Source organism: Thermoanaerobaculia bacterium, assembly GCA_035593605.1.
GTDB lineage: Bacteria > Acidobacteriota > Thermoanaerobaculia > UBA2201 > DAOSWS01 > DAOSWS01.
This window is the reverse complement of record DAOSWS010000035.1, coordinates 1-15,382: the sequence shown is the minus strand read 5'-3', so window position 1 is coordinate 15,382 and position 15,382 is coordinate 1. Positions and strand designations below refer to the sequence as shown.

Sequence of the window (15,382 nt, the reverse complement as noted above, 5' to 3'; positions counted from 1 at the left end):
TGCGCTGGGCTATAATGGCGTTGTGGCACCGGCCAGAACCCGACTCGAAGAGATCCTGATCATTCGAAGTGAACTGAATCGTTTACTCGAAGAGCTGCACCTCCCGGTTCTTGATCAGCCCGGGTTGTGGTCTCCTCCCATGGATTGCTCAGAAGACTGCCACAACTATTACCTTACCGTAGAAATACCCGGAGCCACCTTATCCACGGTTGAGTTAAATATTCAGGGTAAGACCCTTTCCGTCGAGGGAAACCGCCAGCCCCCGGAGGGAAGCAGTGCCGAGGCTTTCCAGCGGTTGGAACGTTTTTACGGTCCGTTTAAAAGATCCATCACCCTGTCTCATCCGGTCGATTCGGATCGAGTGGATGCCAAACTGGAGCATGGTATCCTGTCCATTACCGTACCGAAGCGTTTGAGGAGGAGTCAAGGTGACTAAGGGAAAGCTATTCTATATCTCCTATGTATCTGAAAAGTATGATCTCCACCCTCAGACACTCCGTCACTATGAGCGTGAAGGTCTTATCACTCCGGTACGCAGCGACGGGAATACCCGGCTTTACGACGAAGAAACACTGCAGCGGATTGAGCTTATTATTACCCTGACCCGTGAACTGGGGGTCAACCTCGCCGGTGTGGAAGTGATCTTAAATATGCGGGAAAAGATGATTCGGATGCAGCAGGAGTTTAAAAAGGTTTTGGAGGCGGCTCTTCGGGAGATCCAGACGAAACGTCAAGGTGGCCAAACCTACACCATCGTACCCGTCAAGCGGGGGACGCTCCTGCCTAGGGACCATGATTGACGCATATTTCAATGAGTCCCAGGACCTTGATTACTATATCAAGGAGATCAACAGGTTTCCCATGCTCACGCCGGAGCAGGAAAAGGAGCTGGGACATAAAATCCGACAGGGTGATAAAACCGCTCTGAAATCGCTCGTTGAATCAAATCTCCGATTTGTTGTCCATTACGCGCATAAATTCAAAAATCCCAATGTTTCCCTGATGGATCTTGTGAATGAAGGCAATATCGGTCTGATTCAGGCTGCGGAACGATATGATCCAACCATGGAGAATCGTTTTATCACTTATGCAATCTGGTGGATCCGTCAGGCCATTCTCCATGCAATTTCCCAGGCATCCGGTCTTACCATGCCACAGAGGAGAGTCCAGCAGCTCTATCAGATGAGCAAAGTAATCCACGGGCTTAAACGGAAGCTCAAACGATCTCCGACACTGGAGGAAGTGGCTGAAGAAATGGATATCCCGGTGGCCGAGGCCAAAATTCTCCAGCAGGTCAGCGGGGAATTTGTTTCTCTCAATGCACCTCTCAAGAGCGATGATCCAATCGAACTCTATGAAGCCCTTCCCCAGAAGAATGAACCCTCACCGGAATACTATCTCCTCGAGGAGGCATTTGAGCTTGAAGTGCGCCATCTCCTGGAGGAGCTTCAGCCACGTGAGCGCCAGGTAATCGAACTCCGTTTTGGCTTTGTAAATGACAATCCCCTGACCCTCAGGGAAATTGCTGAGATGATGGGGATGAGCAGAGAAAGGGTCCGACAGCTTGAACAGAGGGCTTTACGGAAGATCCGTTCCAAGCAGAGAGCCAGAAAATTGCTGGGGTATTTAAATTGAAGTCGGGTGCCTGTTCCATCTGCGGGGGGAGGGGCTGGGTGATCGAAAACGTCCAGGGTATTTCCCAGGCCACACGGTGTTCCTGCCAGTCGGTTCTTTCGGCTCCGGTTATTGCACTGGAGCTTCCCGACCGGGCCAGAGCATGGCATATGAAGAATTTTAATGTCCTGGAGAATAAATCCCTGCGGGAAGCAAAAAAGATTGCAGAATCCTATGTGAAGACCTTTCCTGCTGTAGACTATGGGCTCATCTTTTCCGGGCCCTGCGGAATAGGGAAATCCCATCTTGCTGTCGCTGTGTTGCAGGAAATCGCCCAAACCCGGAATGTCCAATGCCTCTTTGTCGATTTTAATGATCTCCTCTTCCAGTTTCAACGAACCATCGGGTACGACAGTGATCGAGATATGGACAGTACGATCAAACCCCTGATCGACGTTCCTCTCCTTCTCCTGGATGACTTTGCTTCCAGCCATGGAAACGCCTGGTCTCTGGATATGGTCTACCATGTCATTAATCAGAGGTATCTGGCCCGGCGTCACATTCTGATAACCACGACCTATGACCTCGATCCAAGCCTTTCCCGACGTGTTGGGGCTCCCATGGTCAGCCGCCTCCAGGAGATGTGCCGGATTGTCCCCATGAAGGGGGAGGATCACAGACGGGAAGGGATTCAGACAAGTTATCAATTCAGTTAATGATGGAGGGATTCGATGAAGAGATGGATGCTCCTCTTACTCCTTGTGACTTCTTTACTTTATGCCCAGGACGATCCCATTCGCCAGGGTCTGCTTTCTTCCGACATTCAGATGAACTGGAAAGCCCTGCAGGAGATCAAAACACGCGGGATATCCGGATATGAGCGTGATGTTCTCCCTTTCCTGGAGCATGAGAATCCTAAAGTAGTATCTCTAGCCTGCGTTTTGTTGGGAGGACAGCTTGGCAAGGAGGGAGAAGACCGCCTGATTGCTTTTCTTCATGATGAACGGTCCGGTGTCGCCCGTTCTGCTCTTCTCAGCCTGATCTCCTACCACGATCCGGAGCTGGCACCCTTTTATGAGGAGTTTCTTACCTCAGGAACGGATCCAGCCTTGAGGCTCATCGCCATGGGAGGTCTCTTTGATGTGGGGAAAGGCGATAGGACCGGTCTGGATCAGGCTCTGAATTCCCAGAGTATGGACATGGTCATCATGGCCATGCAAATCGTGGCTGTACTGAACCACCCCGATCTCTTTCAGGATCGTGTCCTGGAACTTCTTGCAGATCGTCGTGACGAGGTCCGGGGTCAGGCTGCGCAGACTCTCTCTCACTTTGCCGGTGAAGCCGCTCGAAACGCTCTGACCGACCTTGCCATCCGCGAAACCTATCACTACGTCCGGATTGCCGCCATCGACGCGGTCCTGACATCTTCACAGGGACTGACAGACCAGGTGCTTAAACTCTTTGGAAGTCCCCGAACATCTAAATGGACTGCGGACCGGGTCAAAGATCTCGGGCTGGAAACCAGCCTGCTCCCTAAGATTGTGGAAAGGTTAAAAGTTGACAGGAATATTACACCCGAACTTGTCCAGGCGTCTTCCTATTTTAAAAATCCGGATATTGATCAGGCCGTTGGAGCGATTGCGTGCAATCCTGACTTTTCCGACCCGGTAATCATGGCTGCCTTCCAGGTGTTAATCGAGAACAGGAGCGACAGCCTCAAGAGCGCGTGCCTCACCCGTATGCTGGCTACAAAGCGGCCTGATGTAATTTCCTATGCCTGCTGGTACATCGGAATCATGCAAAAATCAGGGTTTGATAAGCAGATCGATTCTTTCTTTCAGTCTGAAGATCCTACAATCCTTGGGGCAGCGGTATGGACGGCGGGGGAATTGAAAATGAAGACCTACAGGGAAAGGATCTCAGAGTTAACAAATCATCCAGACCCGAGGGTGAAGGCGTATGCACAGGAAGCGTTGAGGAAGCTGACTGACGCACCCTGAGTGCGACTCAACATTTTATTCATTTCGTTCGTATACAAACGCTGACCTTATGAATGCTAAAGTATTTTTTATCCTGATGATCTTCGCCGGGATTCTGATGCCTCGTACCGCATCGGCTTTTGAGTATTCGGTCCACCTCCCTGAAAGCTTACGTCAGGACAGAGTCGGGAAGGCAGAAGTACGACTCATGGTTCCGGCCGATGACTCCGCTATCATCGTCGGTGTGACCGCTCCAAAGGACAGTGAGCACCTGACCTTTGTTCCCGGCGGTGTAACGGTGGCGGTTTCAGAGGATGATACCCGGATACGCTGGGTCTACACCTTTGAGGTTAAGGCCCTCTCTCCCGGTGAGATCACCCCTGATCCTTTCATTGTTCAATACTACGATTCGGTTCCCTCGGAACCGGAAGCGAAGCCGGCTGAGAAATCCCTGGACATGCCCCGAATCCGGATCCTGCCTCCGATCTTCATCTTGCGGAGAGGATTTTTGTGGACCCTTGCAGACCTCTTCATTATCCTGGTTTTTGGAGCCGGCATCTATTACATCATTCGAAAAAGGAGGAAAGCATCTTGACGGACAAGGATATTTCCAGAATTCAGGAACAGGTAGAACGCCATGTACTTGCCACGGACAGAATCTTCCAGGAAGTCGGAAAGGTCATTGTGGGGCAGACCGCGCTGCTGGAGCGCCTCCTTGTCGGTTTGCTCGCCGATGGTCATGTGCTCCTGGAAGGTGTGCCGGGACTAGCCAAAACCCTTTCGGTTTCCTCCCTTGCAAGGACGATTCAGGCTGCCTTTCACAGAATTCAATTCACACCCGATTTTCTTCCCGCCGATATTGTGGGCACAATGATTTACCAGCCTCAAACACAGACCTTTGTTCCGCGTCAGGGTCCCATTTTTGCCAATCTTATCCTGGCGGATGAAATCAATCGCGCCCCCGCAAAGGTTCAGAGCGCCCTTCTGGAAGCCATGCAGGAGCGCCAGGTGACTCTGGGAGACAAAACCTATCCTCTCCCGAAGCCCTTTCTTGTTCTGGCAACCCAGAACCCCATCGAGCAGGAAGGGACCTATCCTCTTCCGGAGGCCCAGGTGGACCGATTCATGCTGAAGCTCTCGATAACCTATCCTTCGGCGGATGAAGAGCTGGAAATCCTGAATCGAATGGCCCTTGGCGAACCTTACGAACCCGTTCCCCAGGTGGAACCGGAAGACCTTCTGAAGGCCCGGGATGTGGTTCACCAGATCTACGTGGACGACCGGGTTAAAAACTACGTGGTTCAGCTCGTCCAATGCACGAGAAGACCTGAAGAATTTGGGCTTGATGTTCGTGACCTTATCCGCTACGGAGCGTCCCCCCGGGCCTCCATCTATCTGATCAAATCAGCTCAGGCGTATGCCTTTCTGAAACATCGGGCTTATGTGACTCCCGAAGACATCAAAGTGATGGGAGCCGACGTCCTCCGGCATCGAATTCTACTGAGCTATGAAGCGGAAGCGGAAAGTGTGACCACGGAAGATATTATCCGACAGATATTCGACACGGTGGAGGTGCCGTGACAACTTCAACCTCGGAAATCCTCAAGCGCATCAGGCGCATTGAAATCCGGACCCGACGGTTGGTCAACGATTCTCTCGCAGGAGAGTATCACAGCATGTTCAAGGGCCGGGGAATGGAATTTTCCGAAGTCCGTGAGTACCAGAGGGGGGATGACGTCCGGGCCATCGACTGGAATGTCACGGCCCGTATGGGATCTCCCTTTGTAAAACAGTTTGTAGAGGAACGGGAACTGACCGTCCACATTCTCTTTGATGCCAGTGCTTCCGGGCTCTACGGCTCCTTCGGTCAGCGGAAAAAAGACATGGCAGCTGAAGTTTCGGCTCTCCTGGCCTTCTCCGCCATTTCCAACCAGGATAAGGTGGGGCTGATTATCTTCTCGGACGAGGTCGAGACCTATATCCCGCCGAAGAAGGGTAGAGAACATGTTCTTCGGCTGATCCGCGAAGTCCTGATGGTCCAGCCCCGTGGAAGAAGTTCAAACCTCCAGGGGGCCCTATCGTTCCTGGGAAAGATTACGACAAAGCGAAGCGTGGTCTTCTTGCTCTCTGACTTTTTTACTTCGGGATACGAACGCACCCTGACCGTTCTCAACCGAAAGCACGATATCGTGGCTGTGTCGATCCGCGACGGGCTCGAGCAAGATCCCCCCTCTGTGGGCCTCGTCCGTATGCGGGACCTTGAAACCGGATCGGAGATCCTTGTCGATACATCGGACCCGGCTACACGACAGCGGTACCTTACGCATCTGAATGCGATCGATACGGCTACCCGGTCTTCCATGACCCGGGCCGATGTGGACCTGCTGGAACTGAGGGCGGATCAACCCTATGAAAAGCCCCTGACCCTTTTCTTTGCGGCGCGGGCCAGGGGAATCCGGGTTTAGGAGTGATCAATGGGAACCAGATACCTTCTTTCCATAGGAATTGCCGTTCTGGGAATTTTCATTCTGACGGGATGTCAGAACCGGGCGGGTCAGGCCGGTGACGCCCTTCCGGCGGAATCCCTGCTGGAACTGGCCGGCCAGCTGAAACAGGAAGGCCTCCTGCCGCAGGCCGCCCGTCTGTACGAGCAGACTCTCTTTGCCCCGGGTCTTTCATCGGACCAGAGAGGAAAGACCGCCTTTATGCTGGCGGAGCTGGAGTTTAATGATCTGGATGATCCCGAATCTGCCTATACCCACTATCTGATGGCCGATCGCTGGGTTCAGGATGAATCTCTCCGTTCTCAGATACAGAAGCAGAAGGTCGCAGCGCTGGAACGGTCGGGACGCTCGATGGCGGCATCCCGTGTCCTGAAGGAAAGCACTGATCTGAAAGCGGAAGATCGCCCTTCACCCGGGGATGGAGAACGAATCGTCGCCACCATCGGAAAGCGGGAAGTTGGAGAATCCGAAGTTCGGGCGGCTCTGGACCGGCTGCCTCCGGAACGGAAATCGGCCTTTTCCGGAAAAGATGGATTTGCACGGTTCGTGGATAACTATGTGGCTTCCCTCGTCCTGGTGGATGCGGCCAAACGGGCGGGCCTCGATTCCGACCCCTCCGTTCAGGAAAGGTTTTCTCGTCTGAAGGATGAAGTTCTGACCAATGCCTATCTCGAACGCGAGCTGAAGGGAAAGATTTCTGTCGATGAAGTGGAAGTGCGGCGGTACTATGAAGAACATAAGAAGCAGTTTACCGATTCCGAGAGCGGAGCCGTGGCTCCCTTTGAAGAAGTTCGGGAAGCGTGTGCCAATGCGGTTCGGTTCACCAAACAGTCCCAGGCCGTGAACGCGCTTCTCGGACGCCTCTATAAAGCATCCAGCGTGGAGATCCATGCGGCTGAGTAGGTTGATTCTGGCTTTCCTGCTTCTTGCTTCCCTCTCCCTCTTCGCGGGTGCGGGAGTGGAAGCATCCTTCGACCATGGGTCTATCACCGTCGGCGATCGCGTCACCTTCTCTCTTTCTGTGACAATCCCGGCAGAGGCGGAAACACCGGACCTTCCCGGGGGACAAATCCTGTCCGCATTTGAGATCAAGGACTATGATCTGGGATCCTGGGTTGTGGAGGGAGATACGCGGAGCCTCACGCAGACCTTTGTCGTGTCCACCTACTCCACCGGGACCTTCTTCACCAGCCCATGGCAGCTGCAGGTAAAGCAGGGAGACAGAGATGTCACCCTTGCCGTCCCGGCCATTCCCCTGACCGTCACTTCGGTTCTTTCGGGAGAAGAGGAGGAGCTCCGGGACATCCGTCCTCCCATTTCTCCTCCCGGGAAGGGAATTCTCCGCTGGCTGATCCCGGCGGCAGCTGGAACTGCCATCCTAGCCTTTCTCCTTTATTTCTGGTATCGCCGGAGGAGAAAATCGGGAGTTCCCGGGGCAGAGGAACCCTCTCTGCCCGCCGACGTGAAGGCGCTGAAAGCCTTACAGGAACTTGAACGTCACGAATATTGCATCCACGGGGAACACAAACGGCACTATGTCGAGCTGACCGACATTCTCAAGGGGTACCTTGAAGGACGGTTTGATGTGGATGCCCTTGAACGGACCACCTGGGAGATGCAGGATATTCTGCGGAACCTTCCCGTGGAACGAAGTGTACGGTTGAAGCTGAAGGACTATCTCTCCTTCAGCGACCTTGTCAAATTTGCCAAGCATGTACCCCCCGCGGAGCGGGGAGAGGAAGACCTGAAGCTTGTGAGGGGATTTGTGGAAGAGACCGGAGCGAAGGAGGCCCAGGATGATCCACTTCCATAACCCTCTCTTCTTCCTCCTGCTACTCCTGCCGGCAGCCTATTTCTATCTTCGCAGAAGACGGAGCTCCGCCTACCTGACTTCGACAGCATCCTTTTTCTCCCGGTTTCCCTCTTCGACACGGAGCTCCCTCTATCCTATTCTTCACGGAGGGTGGATCCTGTCCATGATCCTGATCGTGATCGCCCTGGCCCGTCCTCAGTCAGGCCATTCCTATACGGAATATTTAACGAAGGGCGTAGATATCGTGCTGACCCTGGACTGCTCCGGAAGTATGCAGTCAGAGGATTTTAAGCCCCACAACCGCCTTTATGTCGCCAAAGAGGTCGTTTCGGACTTTGTCCGGTCGAGACCTAACGATCGGCTGGGACTGGTGGTCTTTGCGGGCCAGGCTTTCACCCAGTGTCCCCTGACCCTGGACCATGGAATCCTCCTGACCTTCCTGGAAAAGATCACTACGGGCATGATTGAGGATGGGACCGCCATTGGAAATGCCATTGCGGTGGCCGTGGATCGGCTGAAAAGTTCGGATGCCAAGAGCCGTGTGATCGTTCTTCTTACGGATGGGAACAACAACAAGGGCGAAGTTGACCCCCTGACCGCAGCCGGTATTGCGAAGACCTTTGGAATCAAAATTTATACGATCGCTGTCGGGATCCGGGGCATGGCCATGATGCCGGTGGATGATCCGATCTTCGGGCGGCGGTATGTCCAGGTGCGTGTGGATATCGATGAGGACATCCTGACCCGGATCGCGGAACAGACCGGCGGCAGGTATTTCCGTGCCACTGATCCTGAAACACTGAAGGAAATCTATCAGACCATCGGCTCGCTGGAAAAGAGTACGGTGAAGACGAAACATTACACAACGTGGAATGACATGTACCTTCCCTTTCTGATTGCGGGACTGGCCATGCTTTTTCTGACGGTCCTGCTGGATCTGACCGTGTTCCGGAGCCTGCCGTGATGTGGCCCTATGTTGTTTCCGGCCTTCTCTCCTTCTTCACTCTGGCGGCGGGGATCACGGTCATGATTCTCCAGGCCGCGGGACAGATCCGCTTTGCCCACGGCTCATGGGCCCTGACCCTTCTTATTATTCCCCTGGTCATCGTGCTACTGATTCTCAAGGAGCAACGTCGACGCGCCGTCATGGAACAGCTCGGATCCCCTGCGATCCTGCATGATCTCATGCCGGGAGACCATCCCGGCCTCCGGTTGGCGCACGGGGTTTCTCTGACGGCCGCGGTGACCTTCAGCGTCCTCGCCCTTCTCGGACCGCAGATGGGGACCTCCCTGGAGACGGTCCACCGAAAAGGTGTCGATATTATCCTGGCTGTGGATACATCGCGAAGTATGGATGCGGACGACATCAAGCCGAGCCGTATGATCCGTGCAAAGCTACAGATTGGAGAGTTTCTGGACAGCCTGTCCGGAGACCGGGTCGGGCTGATTGCCTTTGCCGGGGATGCATTTATCCAGTGTCCGCTGACGCTCGACTACGGGGCTGCAAGGGTTTTTCTGGATATTCTGGACACATCCCTGATTCCCACGCCGGGGACGGATATCGGTCGAGCCATCGAGGTGACTCGATCTGCATTCTCGGAGCGAGAACGGAAGCATAAGGCTCTCATCCTCTTCACGGACGGAGAGGATCATGGAGGACAGGCCCTGGAGCAGGCCAAAAAGGCCGCGGAACAGGGAATTGTCATCTATGCGATCGGGATCGGATCACAGCAGGGGAGCGTAATCCCGATCCATGACAATCGAGGTAACGTAACCGGGTATAAAAAAGATGATGAAGGAAAAGTGGTCACGTCCCGTCTTGACGAATCAACCCTGCAGAAAATCGCCCTTGAGACCGGGGGAAAATACTATCGCTCGGTCACCGGGGAGATGGAGCTGAAACGGGTCTACGCGGAGATACAGAAGATGGAAAAGAAGGACCTTGGCTCCCAGCAGGTCATGCGTTTTGAAGATCGATATCAGTTCTTTCTCCTTCCCGCTTTTCTCCTCTTTCTCTTCGCCTCGTTCTGTACGCTTCCCCTGAAGGAGAAGACGACATGAGCGGTCTCAAAATAGGATCCACCCTTTCCGTGCCCTTCCTCTCTATTTTGATCCTGCTGGGATCATCCTTCCTTCTGGGTGCGACTCCCGAGCAGGCGATCCGGGAAGGGAACCGGGCCTTCTCCGCCGGAAAGCTGGAGGAAGCCATGCAGGCCTATACACGGGCGGAATCCCTCTCGCCCGCCAACCCGGTCATCGCATTCAACATCGGGGATGTCCTGTACGCACAGAAAGAGTACGATAAAGCTATGGAGTCCTTCGAAAAAGCTTCCATGGCGAAAGATGTGAACATCGCGCAGGCGGCCTATTTCAACATGGGGAACTGCTCCTTTCAGAAGGAAGATTACATGAAGGCGATCGAGCACTACTCCAGGGCCCTGGACCTCAGTCCCGAGGATATGGATGCCAAGGTGAACCTGGAGCTGGCCAGGAAGAAGCTTAAAGAACAGTCCCAGATGCAGCAGCAAGAGCAACAGCAACAGCAACAACAACAGCAGCAGAATGGCCAGAATCAGGACCAGCAGAAACAGCAAGAGCAGGGTGAGAAAAAGGAAAATCAGTCTGAGGAGCAGAAGGGCGCATCCGCGAACGACAAGAAACAGGAAGAGCCAAAGGATCAGCAGGCTGAGGCCCAGGAAGATAAAGAGATCAGCAAGGAAGAGGCCGAAAAGATCCTGGATGCCCTTCGAAGGAAAGAGACCGAGGAGCAGAAGGAACAGCAGATGAAACGGCCTTCCAGGGTCGGAAGGGGAGGCCGCGACTGGTGAAATACCGTTTCATCCTTCCGGTGATCCTCTTCTGCGCATCCCTCGTTACGGCGGAAGGGGTGACGGTCTCGGCATCCCTCTCTTCGAATAAGGCGGGAACCGAAGATCTTGTGGATCTTTCCGTCTCCGTTCAGGGAGCCGCCGGGGATGTCCAGACTCCCGTTCTGCCCGATATTCCCGGGTTGAAGCTCTATGGAGGGCCCTTTACCTCCCAGAATATCTCGATGGTGAATTTCCAGGTGTCCAAATCGATAACCTACACATGGCGGTTCAATCCCCTCCAGGAAGGATCGGTTACGATCCCGTCCCTCACGGTGCAGGTGGGGAAGGAGATGTATAAGACCCAGCCTCTCCTTCTGGAGGTCGTGAAAGGGTCCGTTGCCCAGCGGCCGCAGAGACAATCTCCCTTCGGATCTTTCGGGCCCGGGCAGTCTGGAAGAGGTCGTGCCTCGGATCAGGAAGGCGATGTCCTTGTAAGGGTAACCTCAAATAAGCGTGATCTTGTCGTGGGTGAAGCGGTTGTCCTGACGTACGAACTTCTGACCCAGGTCAGGGTCCAGGGAATCTCTATCGAAACGCCCCCATCCTACAAGGGATTCTGGTCGGAGTCGATCGATCTTCCCGATTCTCCTCAGGGAAGGAACGTGAACGAGGGCGGCAAGGCCTATGTGGCCTATACGATCAAGCAGGATGTTATCTTTCCTACGACAGCTGGCGATATCACCCTTGATCCCGTAGCTTTTCGAGTCAGTGCGGTGACGGCGAGTGACTTTTTCGGGTTTGGGCGGCCCGAGGAGATCGTGCGAAAGACCGAGCCCGTTACATTGAAGATTAAGCCCTTTCCCGCGGCGGGAAAGCCGAAGAATTTCAGCGGAGCCGTGGGCACCTTCTCCATCCAGGCCAAACTGGACAAGGATACCGTTCCCGCGGGAGACGCGGTGGCTTTGACGCTGACCGTATCGGGACAGGGGAATCTTCGCACCCTGAGTACACCCGATTTCCCGACCCTGCCCGATTGTTCGGTCTATGACCCGAAGGCGACGGAATCGATCAAGGTTTCCGAAGCCGGGCTGAAGGGAAGCCGGAGCTGGGAATGGGTGATTGTCCCCCGCTCGAAGGGAACCCTTACCATTCCATCCTTCTCCTTTGCCTACTTTAATCCAGCCGGCCCCGGAACCTATCAGGAAGCCGCGACCCGTGCCCTGACCCTGACCGTCCAGGAAGGGAAGGTGGAATCGACGGTACCCTTTGTCCCCGCGGGAGGAGAAGAAGTGAAAAGCCTCGGCCGGGACATTCACTTCATCGTCACTGCCAGCGATTCCCTCAAAACCCGGACCCGTCCCTTTTACGCCTCGAAGCTCTATGTCATTCTGGTCCTGTTTCCCTTTATCGCCAACCTTCTTCTATTCGGGTTTCTCCGTCTCCGGGAGAAACGGGGACAGTCCCTCCACCTGATTCGAATGCGCGGAGCCGGGAAGCAGGCCATGAAGCGGCTGAAGGAGGCATCCGGTATGGCCGGATCCGATCCCAGGGTCTTTTTCAAGAGGGTCCGGAGCAGTATGACCGGGTATCTGGCCGATCGGCTGAACAGGTCCGAGGAAGGACTCACGATCGGAGAGGTCAGAAATATTCTCCAGGAAAGGGGTCTGGAAACGGAAGACATTCAGCAAATCACCCGGACCCTGGAACGATGTGATTCCGCCCTCTATGCCCCGGGAGATGTGCAATCAGGTGAGTTGGAGCAAATCCTGAAAACCGCCCGTGCCCTGATCCGGAAAATGGAGAAAGTCCTTTGAAACGCCCCGTAATGATAGCCGCCCTCCTCTTCTCGACCCTGTCTCTCCTGGCCGGCCCGACAGAACTCTTCAACCAGGGAGTCGAATCGTTCAAGTCAGGGGATTTCAAGGGAGCGATCGATGCCTGGACTGGAGTCCTTTCCGAAGGCGTGGAAGATCCGCGGGTCTACTACAACCTCGGGAACGCCTATTTTCGGGACAATCAGCCAGGAAGAGCCGTTCTTTCCTATGAGCGGGCGCTCCGACTCGATCCCCTGGACCGCCAGACCCGGGAAAACCTGGAATTTGTAAGACTTCGCCTTAAGGACCGGTTTGACACGACGGGAGGCGGACCCTACGCCCGTTTTCTGCACTTCCTGGACGCCCATGCGTCGGTCCGGACCCTATCGTGGATCTTTTTGGTCCTGGTGCTGATCCTGAACTTCCTCTGGACGGCCGCCCTCCTCAGGAGGGAAAAGTCCTTCCGTACCCTGGTCACCTTTGTCGCTTCCGTCCTGGTGGCAATTCTTCTCCTCGTCGGTCCCGCGCTGGGGTACAGACTCTACAAGACTCACCTGGTGGAGGAGGGTGTGATCCTCTCTCCCGCGGTCACCGCGAGGAGCGCGCCGCAGGATGACGGCACCGAGCTCTTTGTGGCCCATGAGGGAACCAGGGTCCGTCTGTGGGAAAGTGTGGGGGAGTGGAGGCGGGTGACCCTCCCCAACGGCCTGACCGGATTCATCCCCGCCGACGCCGTAGAAACCATCTGACCTGCCAACCTTAACGGCTATAAAAACCATCTCCATAAGATGATGGACATGTTATCCAGACCCGGACACTCGATAACGTGATACGCTAATCATTGATGGTCATTAATCGGACATTTTCGATAAGTGGTCGGAGCTAAAGGTAAATCAGGAGAGTCAATGTCCACAACCGCCCGGTGGGGAAGTGAAGTAACAGGTTATTTTCCCGGGGACACACGGGGAATTGCGCGGCATATCGTACTGATCCTTGATATTATTAAAGATATAAGTTCTGACCCTTGGGTTTTCGGATGGTAAAGAAAAAGCAACGGAGAATTACCAGCGTATTGACGAGTTGTTCGCTAATCATTACGAGCATACATGCGAAATCCATATACTAAATGCTGCACATGAAAGTAACCTACGGAAAATCAAGAAGCTTTTAGGCGATGAGAACACAGTGGATTACTTTATCTCAGAAGAGAACATAATCTTATCTAAGGAAGGATTTCAGAAAAGCACACTTCGGCATGACTAATCTGTGAATATCCCGTTTATATCCCATCTTCTCTCGACACGATCCCCGAGCAGTTGTATACTTAATAGCAGGGTAAGGGCGTAACTCCACATAAGGAGAGTCGATGAAGAGGGTTCTAGTTGTCATCCTGCTATTCCTATCCTCCATGCTCCATGCAGGGTGGAAGTGGGAGAAGGTGGAGACTGGAGAAAGCCCGCCTATCTGTGAAAACGCGGATATGAATCTATTCGGCTTCCATCTTACCTATGATCCAGATATTGAGAAGCTTGTATTGACCTACTGGAATGAAAGTGAAGATATGAGTGACACATGGCTCTGGGATGGTTATACATGGTCATACGAATGCACACATGATGCCAGTGGTCACCCTAATAAAGACTTTGGTGCTAATCAAATGTTTTATGATGAAGTGAGTAAAGTTTTAATGGATGTCCGCTGGCAAGGATGTGGTGATGGATACAGGAATTGTGGGACACTCTGCAGAAAGGATGAGAACAGCTGTTGGGATTGCTTTTTGAGTTTCACACCAACATTTTCCACGACGTATGATGCCTTTAGAAAGCGAGCTGTAATGGCAAACGGCTCACTAAGATTAATATTAGAATGGGATGGACAGCAATTACATGAAACTCAGCTAAACAATTATTTTGATGCGGAAGCTCTTGTTGCTTATGATGAGTTTAGTAAACAGGTAATTATTAGAGACAGAGGCTATAGAACCTTTGAATATGACGGCGTAAACCTTGAGGAGTATGAAGGGTTAAATGAAATACTCGAAGAATGGGGTATGGCGTACAATCCACATCTAGAAGGCGTGGTACTTTCACTTATTCATGGTAACACCTACGTTTACAAGGACCATAAATGGAAGATGGTACCTACTGTAATAGGTGATCTGTATCAGGAATATTCATGGGTCAGATTCAGCCAAATGGTCTATTTCCCTCCAACCGATCAATTTCTGCTACTAACTATTCCTCTCTATGACAATGATGGATGCCTAGCCTTTTATGAGTTGAAAGAATACGATAGAACCCACTCCCGCCCCTTCGACAAGCCATTACTTACAATACGGAGGATCCACTGAAAAAGTCCGTTATTAATCTTATGGAGACAGGGGGGGGGCAGAACTTATATCTTTAATTCTAATAAAAATGAGGGTGAAATCGGGGTCGGAAGTTGAATGTTGAATCAGCTAATAAGATTGAAGAAATACGGATTGGTTAAATCCAGCTACAGTCCATTCTTTGGGGCATTGGATGCACTTTTGAATTGACGAAATTTTTTTCTATTCAATCCTCCTTCTTGAGTTATACGCAGAAATGTGATACTCTGCGTATAACTGGAGACCGAATGGAAAGATTACCCCTGGAAACCCGCACGCTTTATGCAGAACTGATGGATCAGCTGACAGCCCTGGAAGCCGGGAGATCATTGGGCAGTGTCCCCGGCACCTTTGTGCGGAAGATCATCAAGGGGCGAACCTACCTCTACTTCCAGCACTCTGAACCCGGCGGTACGAAACGCCTGAATTCTGGGGACACAATACCTATTTATTGACGGTACAACACTAGCAGGAGTAAAA

At 53.1% G+C, this 15,382-nt stretch carries 17 protein-coding genes; all 17 read left to right on the top strand.

The genetic code is table 11. The features are described from left to right. Positions 1 to 22: 22 nt before the first annotated feature. Positions 23 to 436 carry an Hsp20/alpha crystallin family protein gene (locus PLD04_13700; GenBank protein HXK69381.1) on the top strand — a complete coding sequence of 138 codons (414 nt, stop codon included), beginning with the start codon at positions 23 to 25 and terminating at the stop codon, positions 434 to 436. Continuing rightward, positions 429 to 800, top strand: a complete 372-nt coding sequence (locus PLD04_13695) for a MerR family transcriptional regulator (protein HXK69380.1) — start codon at positions 429 to 431, stop codon at positions 798 to 800. Before PLD04_13700 ends, PLD04_13695 begins: the two co-directional genes overlap by 8 nt. Continuing rightward, positions 793 to 1,635 (top strand): RNA polymerase sigma factor RpoD/SigA, encoded by an 843-nt coding sequence (locus PLD04_13690; protein ID HXK69379.1) that lies wholly within the window; start codon positions 793 to 795, stop codon positions 1,633 to 1,635. Before PLD04_13695 ends, PLD04_13690 begins: the two co-directional genes overlap by 8 nt. A 38-nt stretch (positions 1,636 to 1,673) precedes the next feature. After that, on the top strand, positions 1,674 to 2,330 hold the full coding sequence (locus tag PLD04_13685; protein HXK69378.1) for an ATP-binding protein: 657 nt from the start codon (positions 1,674 to 1,676) through the stop codon (positions 2,328 to 2,330). A 15-nt stretch (positions 2,331 to 2,345) separates the two neighbouring features. Continuing rightward, positions 2,346 to 3,614, top strand: a complete 1,269-nt coding sequence (locus PLD04_13680; GenBank protein HXK69377.1) for a HEAT repeat domain-containing protein — start codon at positions 2,346 to 2,348, stop codon at positions 3,612 to 3,614. Positions 3,615 to 3,663: 49 nt separating this feature from the next. Next, positions 3,664 to 4,188 (top strand): hypothetical protein, encoded by a 525-nt coding sequence (locus PLD04_13675; protein ID HXK69376.1) that lies wholly within the window; start codon positions 3,664 to 3,666, stop codon positions 4,186 to 4,188. An 11-nt stretch (positions 4,189 to 4,199) separates the two neighbouring features. Beyond that, positions 4,200 to 5,174: an AAA family ATPase gene (locus tag PLD04_13670; GenBank protein ID HXK69375.1), complete on the top strand. Its 975-nt coding sequence runs from the start codon at positions 4,200 to 4,202 to the stop codon at positions 5,172 to 5,174. Then, positions 5,171 to 6,058 carry a DUF58 domain-containing protein gene (locus PLD04_13665; GenBank protein HXK69374.1) on the top strand — a complete coding sequence of 296 codons (888 nt, stop codon included), beginning with the start codon at positions 5,171 to 5,173 and terminating at the stop codon, positions 6,056 to 6,058. The genes PLD04_13670 and PLD04_13665 overlap by 4 nt, the downstream gene beginning before the upstream one ends. A 9-nt stretch (positions 6,059 to 6,067) precedes the next feature. Beyond that, the gene (locus PLD04_13660; protein HXK69373.1) at positions 6,068 to 7,000 is read left to right on the top strand and encodes a hypothetical protein; all 933 of its coding nucleotides are present in this window, start codon (positions 6,068 to 6,070) and stop codon (positions 6,998 to 7,000) included. Further along, the gene (locus PLD04_13655; GenBank protein HXK69372.1) at positions 6,987 to 7,910 is read left to right on the top strand and encodes a hypothetical protein; all 924 of its coding nucleotides are present in this window, start codon (positions 6,987 to 6,989) and stop codon (positions 7,908 to 7,910) included. Before PLD04_13660 ends, PLD04_13655 begins: the two co-directional genes overlap by 14 nt. After that, positions 7,894 to 8,874 (top strand): VWA domain-containing protein, encoded by a 981-nt coding sequence (locus PLD04_13650; protein ID HXK69371.1) that lies wholly within the window; start codon positions 7,894 to 7,896, stop codon positions 8,872 to 8,874. Before PLD04_13655 ends, PLD04_13650 begins: the two co-directional genes overlap by 17 nt. Then, entirely contained in the window at positions 8,874 to 9,971 is a 1,098-nt protein-coding gene (locus tag PLD04_13645) for a VWA domain-containing protein (protein ID HXK69370.1), read from the top strand. Before PLD04_13650 ends, PLD04_13645 begins: the two co-directional genes overlap by 1 nt. Further along, positions 9,968 to 10,738 carry a tetratricopeptide repeat protein gene (locus PLD04_13640; protein HXK69369.1) on the top strand — a complete coding sequence of 257 codons (771 nt, stop codon included), beginning with the start codon at positions 9,968 to 9,970 and terminating at the stop codon, positions 10,736 to 10,738. The genes PLD04_13645 and PLD04_13640 overlap by 4 nt, the downstream gene beginning before the upstream one ends. Then, entirely contained in the window at positions 10,735 to 12,534 is a 1,800-nt protein-coding gene (locus tag PLD04_13635) for a BatD family protein (protein ID HXK69368.1), read from the top strand. The genes PLD04_13640 and PLD04_13635 overlap by 4 nt, the downstream gene beginning before the upstream one ends. Beyond that, on the top strand, positions 12,531 to 13,283 hold the full coding sequence (locus PLD04_13630) for a tetratricopeptide repeat protein (protein HXK69367.1): 753 nt from the start codon (positions 12,531 to 12,533) through the stop codon (positions 13,281 to 13,283). The genes PLD04_13635 and PLD04_13630 overlap by 4 nt, the downstream gene beginning before the upstream one ends. A 617-nt stretch (positions 13,284 to 13,900) precedes the next feature. Then, complete coding sequence (locus tag PLD04_13625) at positions 13,901 to 14,884, top strand: hypothetical protein (GenBank protein ID HXK69366.1); 984 nt, start codon at positions 13,901 to 13,903, stop codon at positions 14,882 to 14,884. Positions 14,885 to 15,150: 266 nt separating this feature from the next. Beyond that, the gene (locus PLD04_13620) at positions 15,151 to 15,357 is read left to right on the top strand and encodes a hypothetical protein (GenBank protein HXK69365.1); all 207 of its coding nucleotides are present in this window, start codon (positions 15,151 to 15,153) and stop codon (positions 15,355 to 15,357) included. The last annotated feature ends 25 nt before the right edge of the window (positions 15,358 to 15,382 follow it).

What these genes read in the sequence shown, in the direction of transcription:
- PLD04_13690 (HXK69379.1), top strand. Translation starts at nt 793, where the DNA reads ATGATTGACGCATATTTCAATGAGTCCCAGGACCTTGATTACTATATC.
- PLD04_13680 (HXK69377.1), top strand. Translation starts at nt 2,346, where the DNA reads ATGAAGAGATGGATGCTCCTCTTACTCCTTGTGACTTCTTTACTTTAT.
- PLD04_13675 (HXK69376.1), top strand. Translation starts at nt 3,664, where the DNA reads ATGAATGCTAAAGTATTTTTTATCCTGATGATCTTCGCCGGGATTCTG.
- PLD04_13660 (HXK69373.1), top strand. Translation starts at nt 6,068, where the DNA reads ATGGGAACCAGATACCTTCTTTCCATAGGAATTGCCGTTCTGGGAATT.
- PLD04_13655 (HXK69372.1), top strand. Translation starts at nt 6,987, where the DNA reads ATGCGGCTGAGTAGGTTGATTCTGGCTTTCCTGCTTCTTGCTTCCCTC.
- PLD04_13650 (HXK69371.1), top strand. Translation starts at nt 7,894, where the DNA reads ATGATCCACTTCCATAACCCTCTCTTCTTCCTCCTGCTACTCCTGCCG.
- PLD04_13645 (HXK69370.1), top strand. Translation starts at nt 8,874, where the DNA reads ATGTGGCCCTATGTTGTTTCCGGCCTTCTCTCCTTCTTCACTCTGGCG.
- PLD04_13640 (HXK69369.1), top strand. Translation starts at nt 9,968, where the DNA reads ATGAGCGGTCTCAAAATAGGATCCACCCTTTCCGTGCCCTTCCTCTCT.
- PLD04_13625 (HXK69366.1), top strand. Translation starts at nt 13,901, where the DNA reads ATGAAGAGGGTTCTAGTTGTCATCCTGCTATTCCTATCCTCCATGCTC.
- PLD04_13620 (HXK69365.1), top strand. Translation starts at nt 15,151, where the DNA reads ATGGAAAGATTACCCCTGGAAACCCGCACGCTTTATGCAGAACTGATG.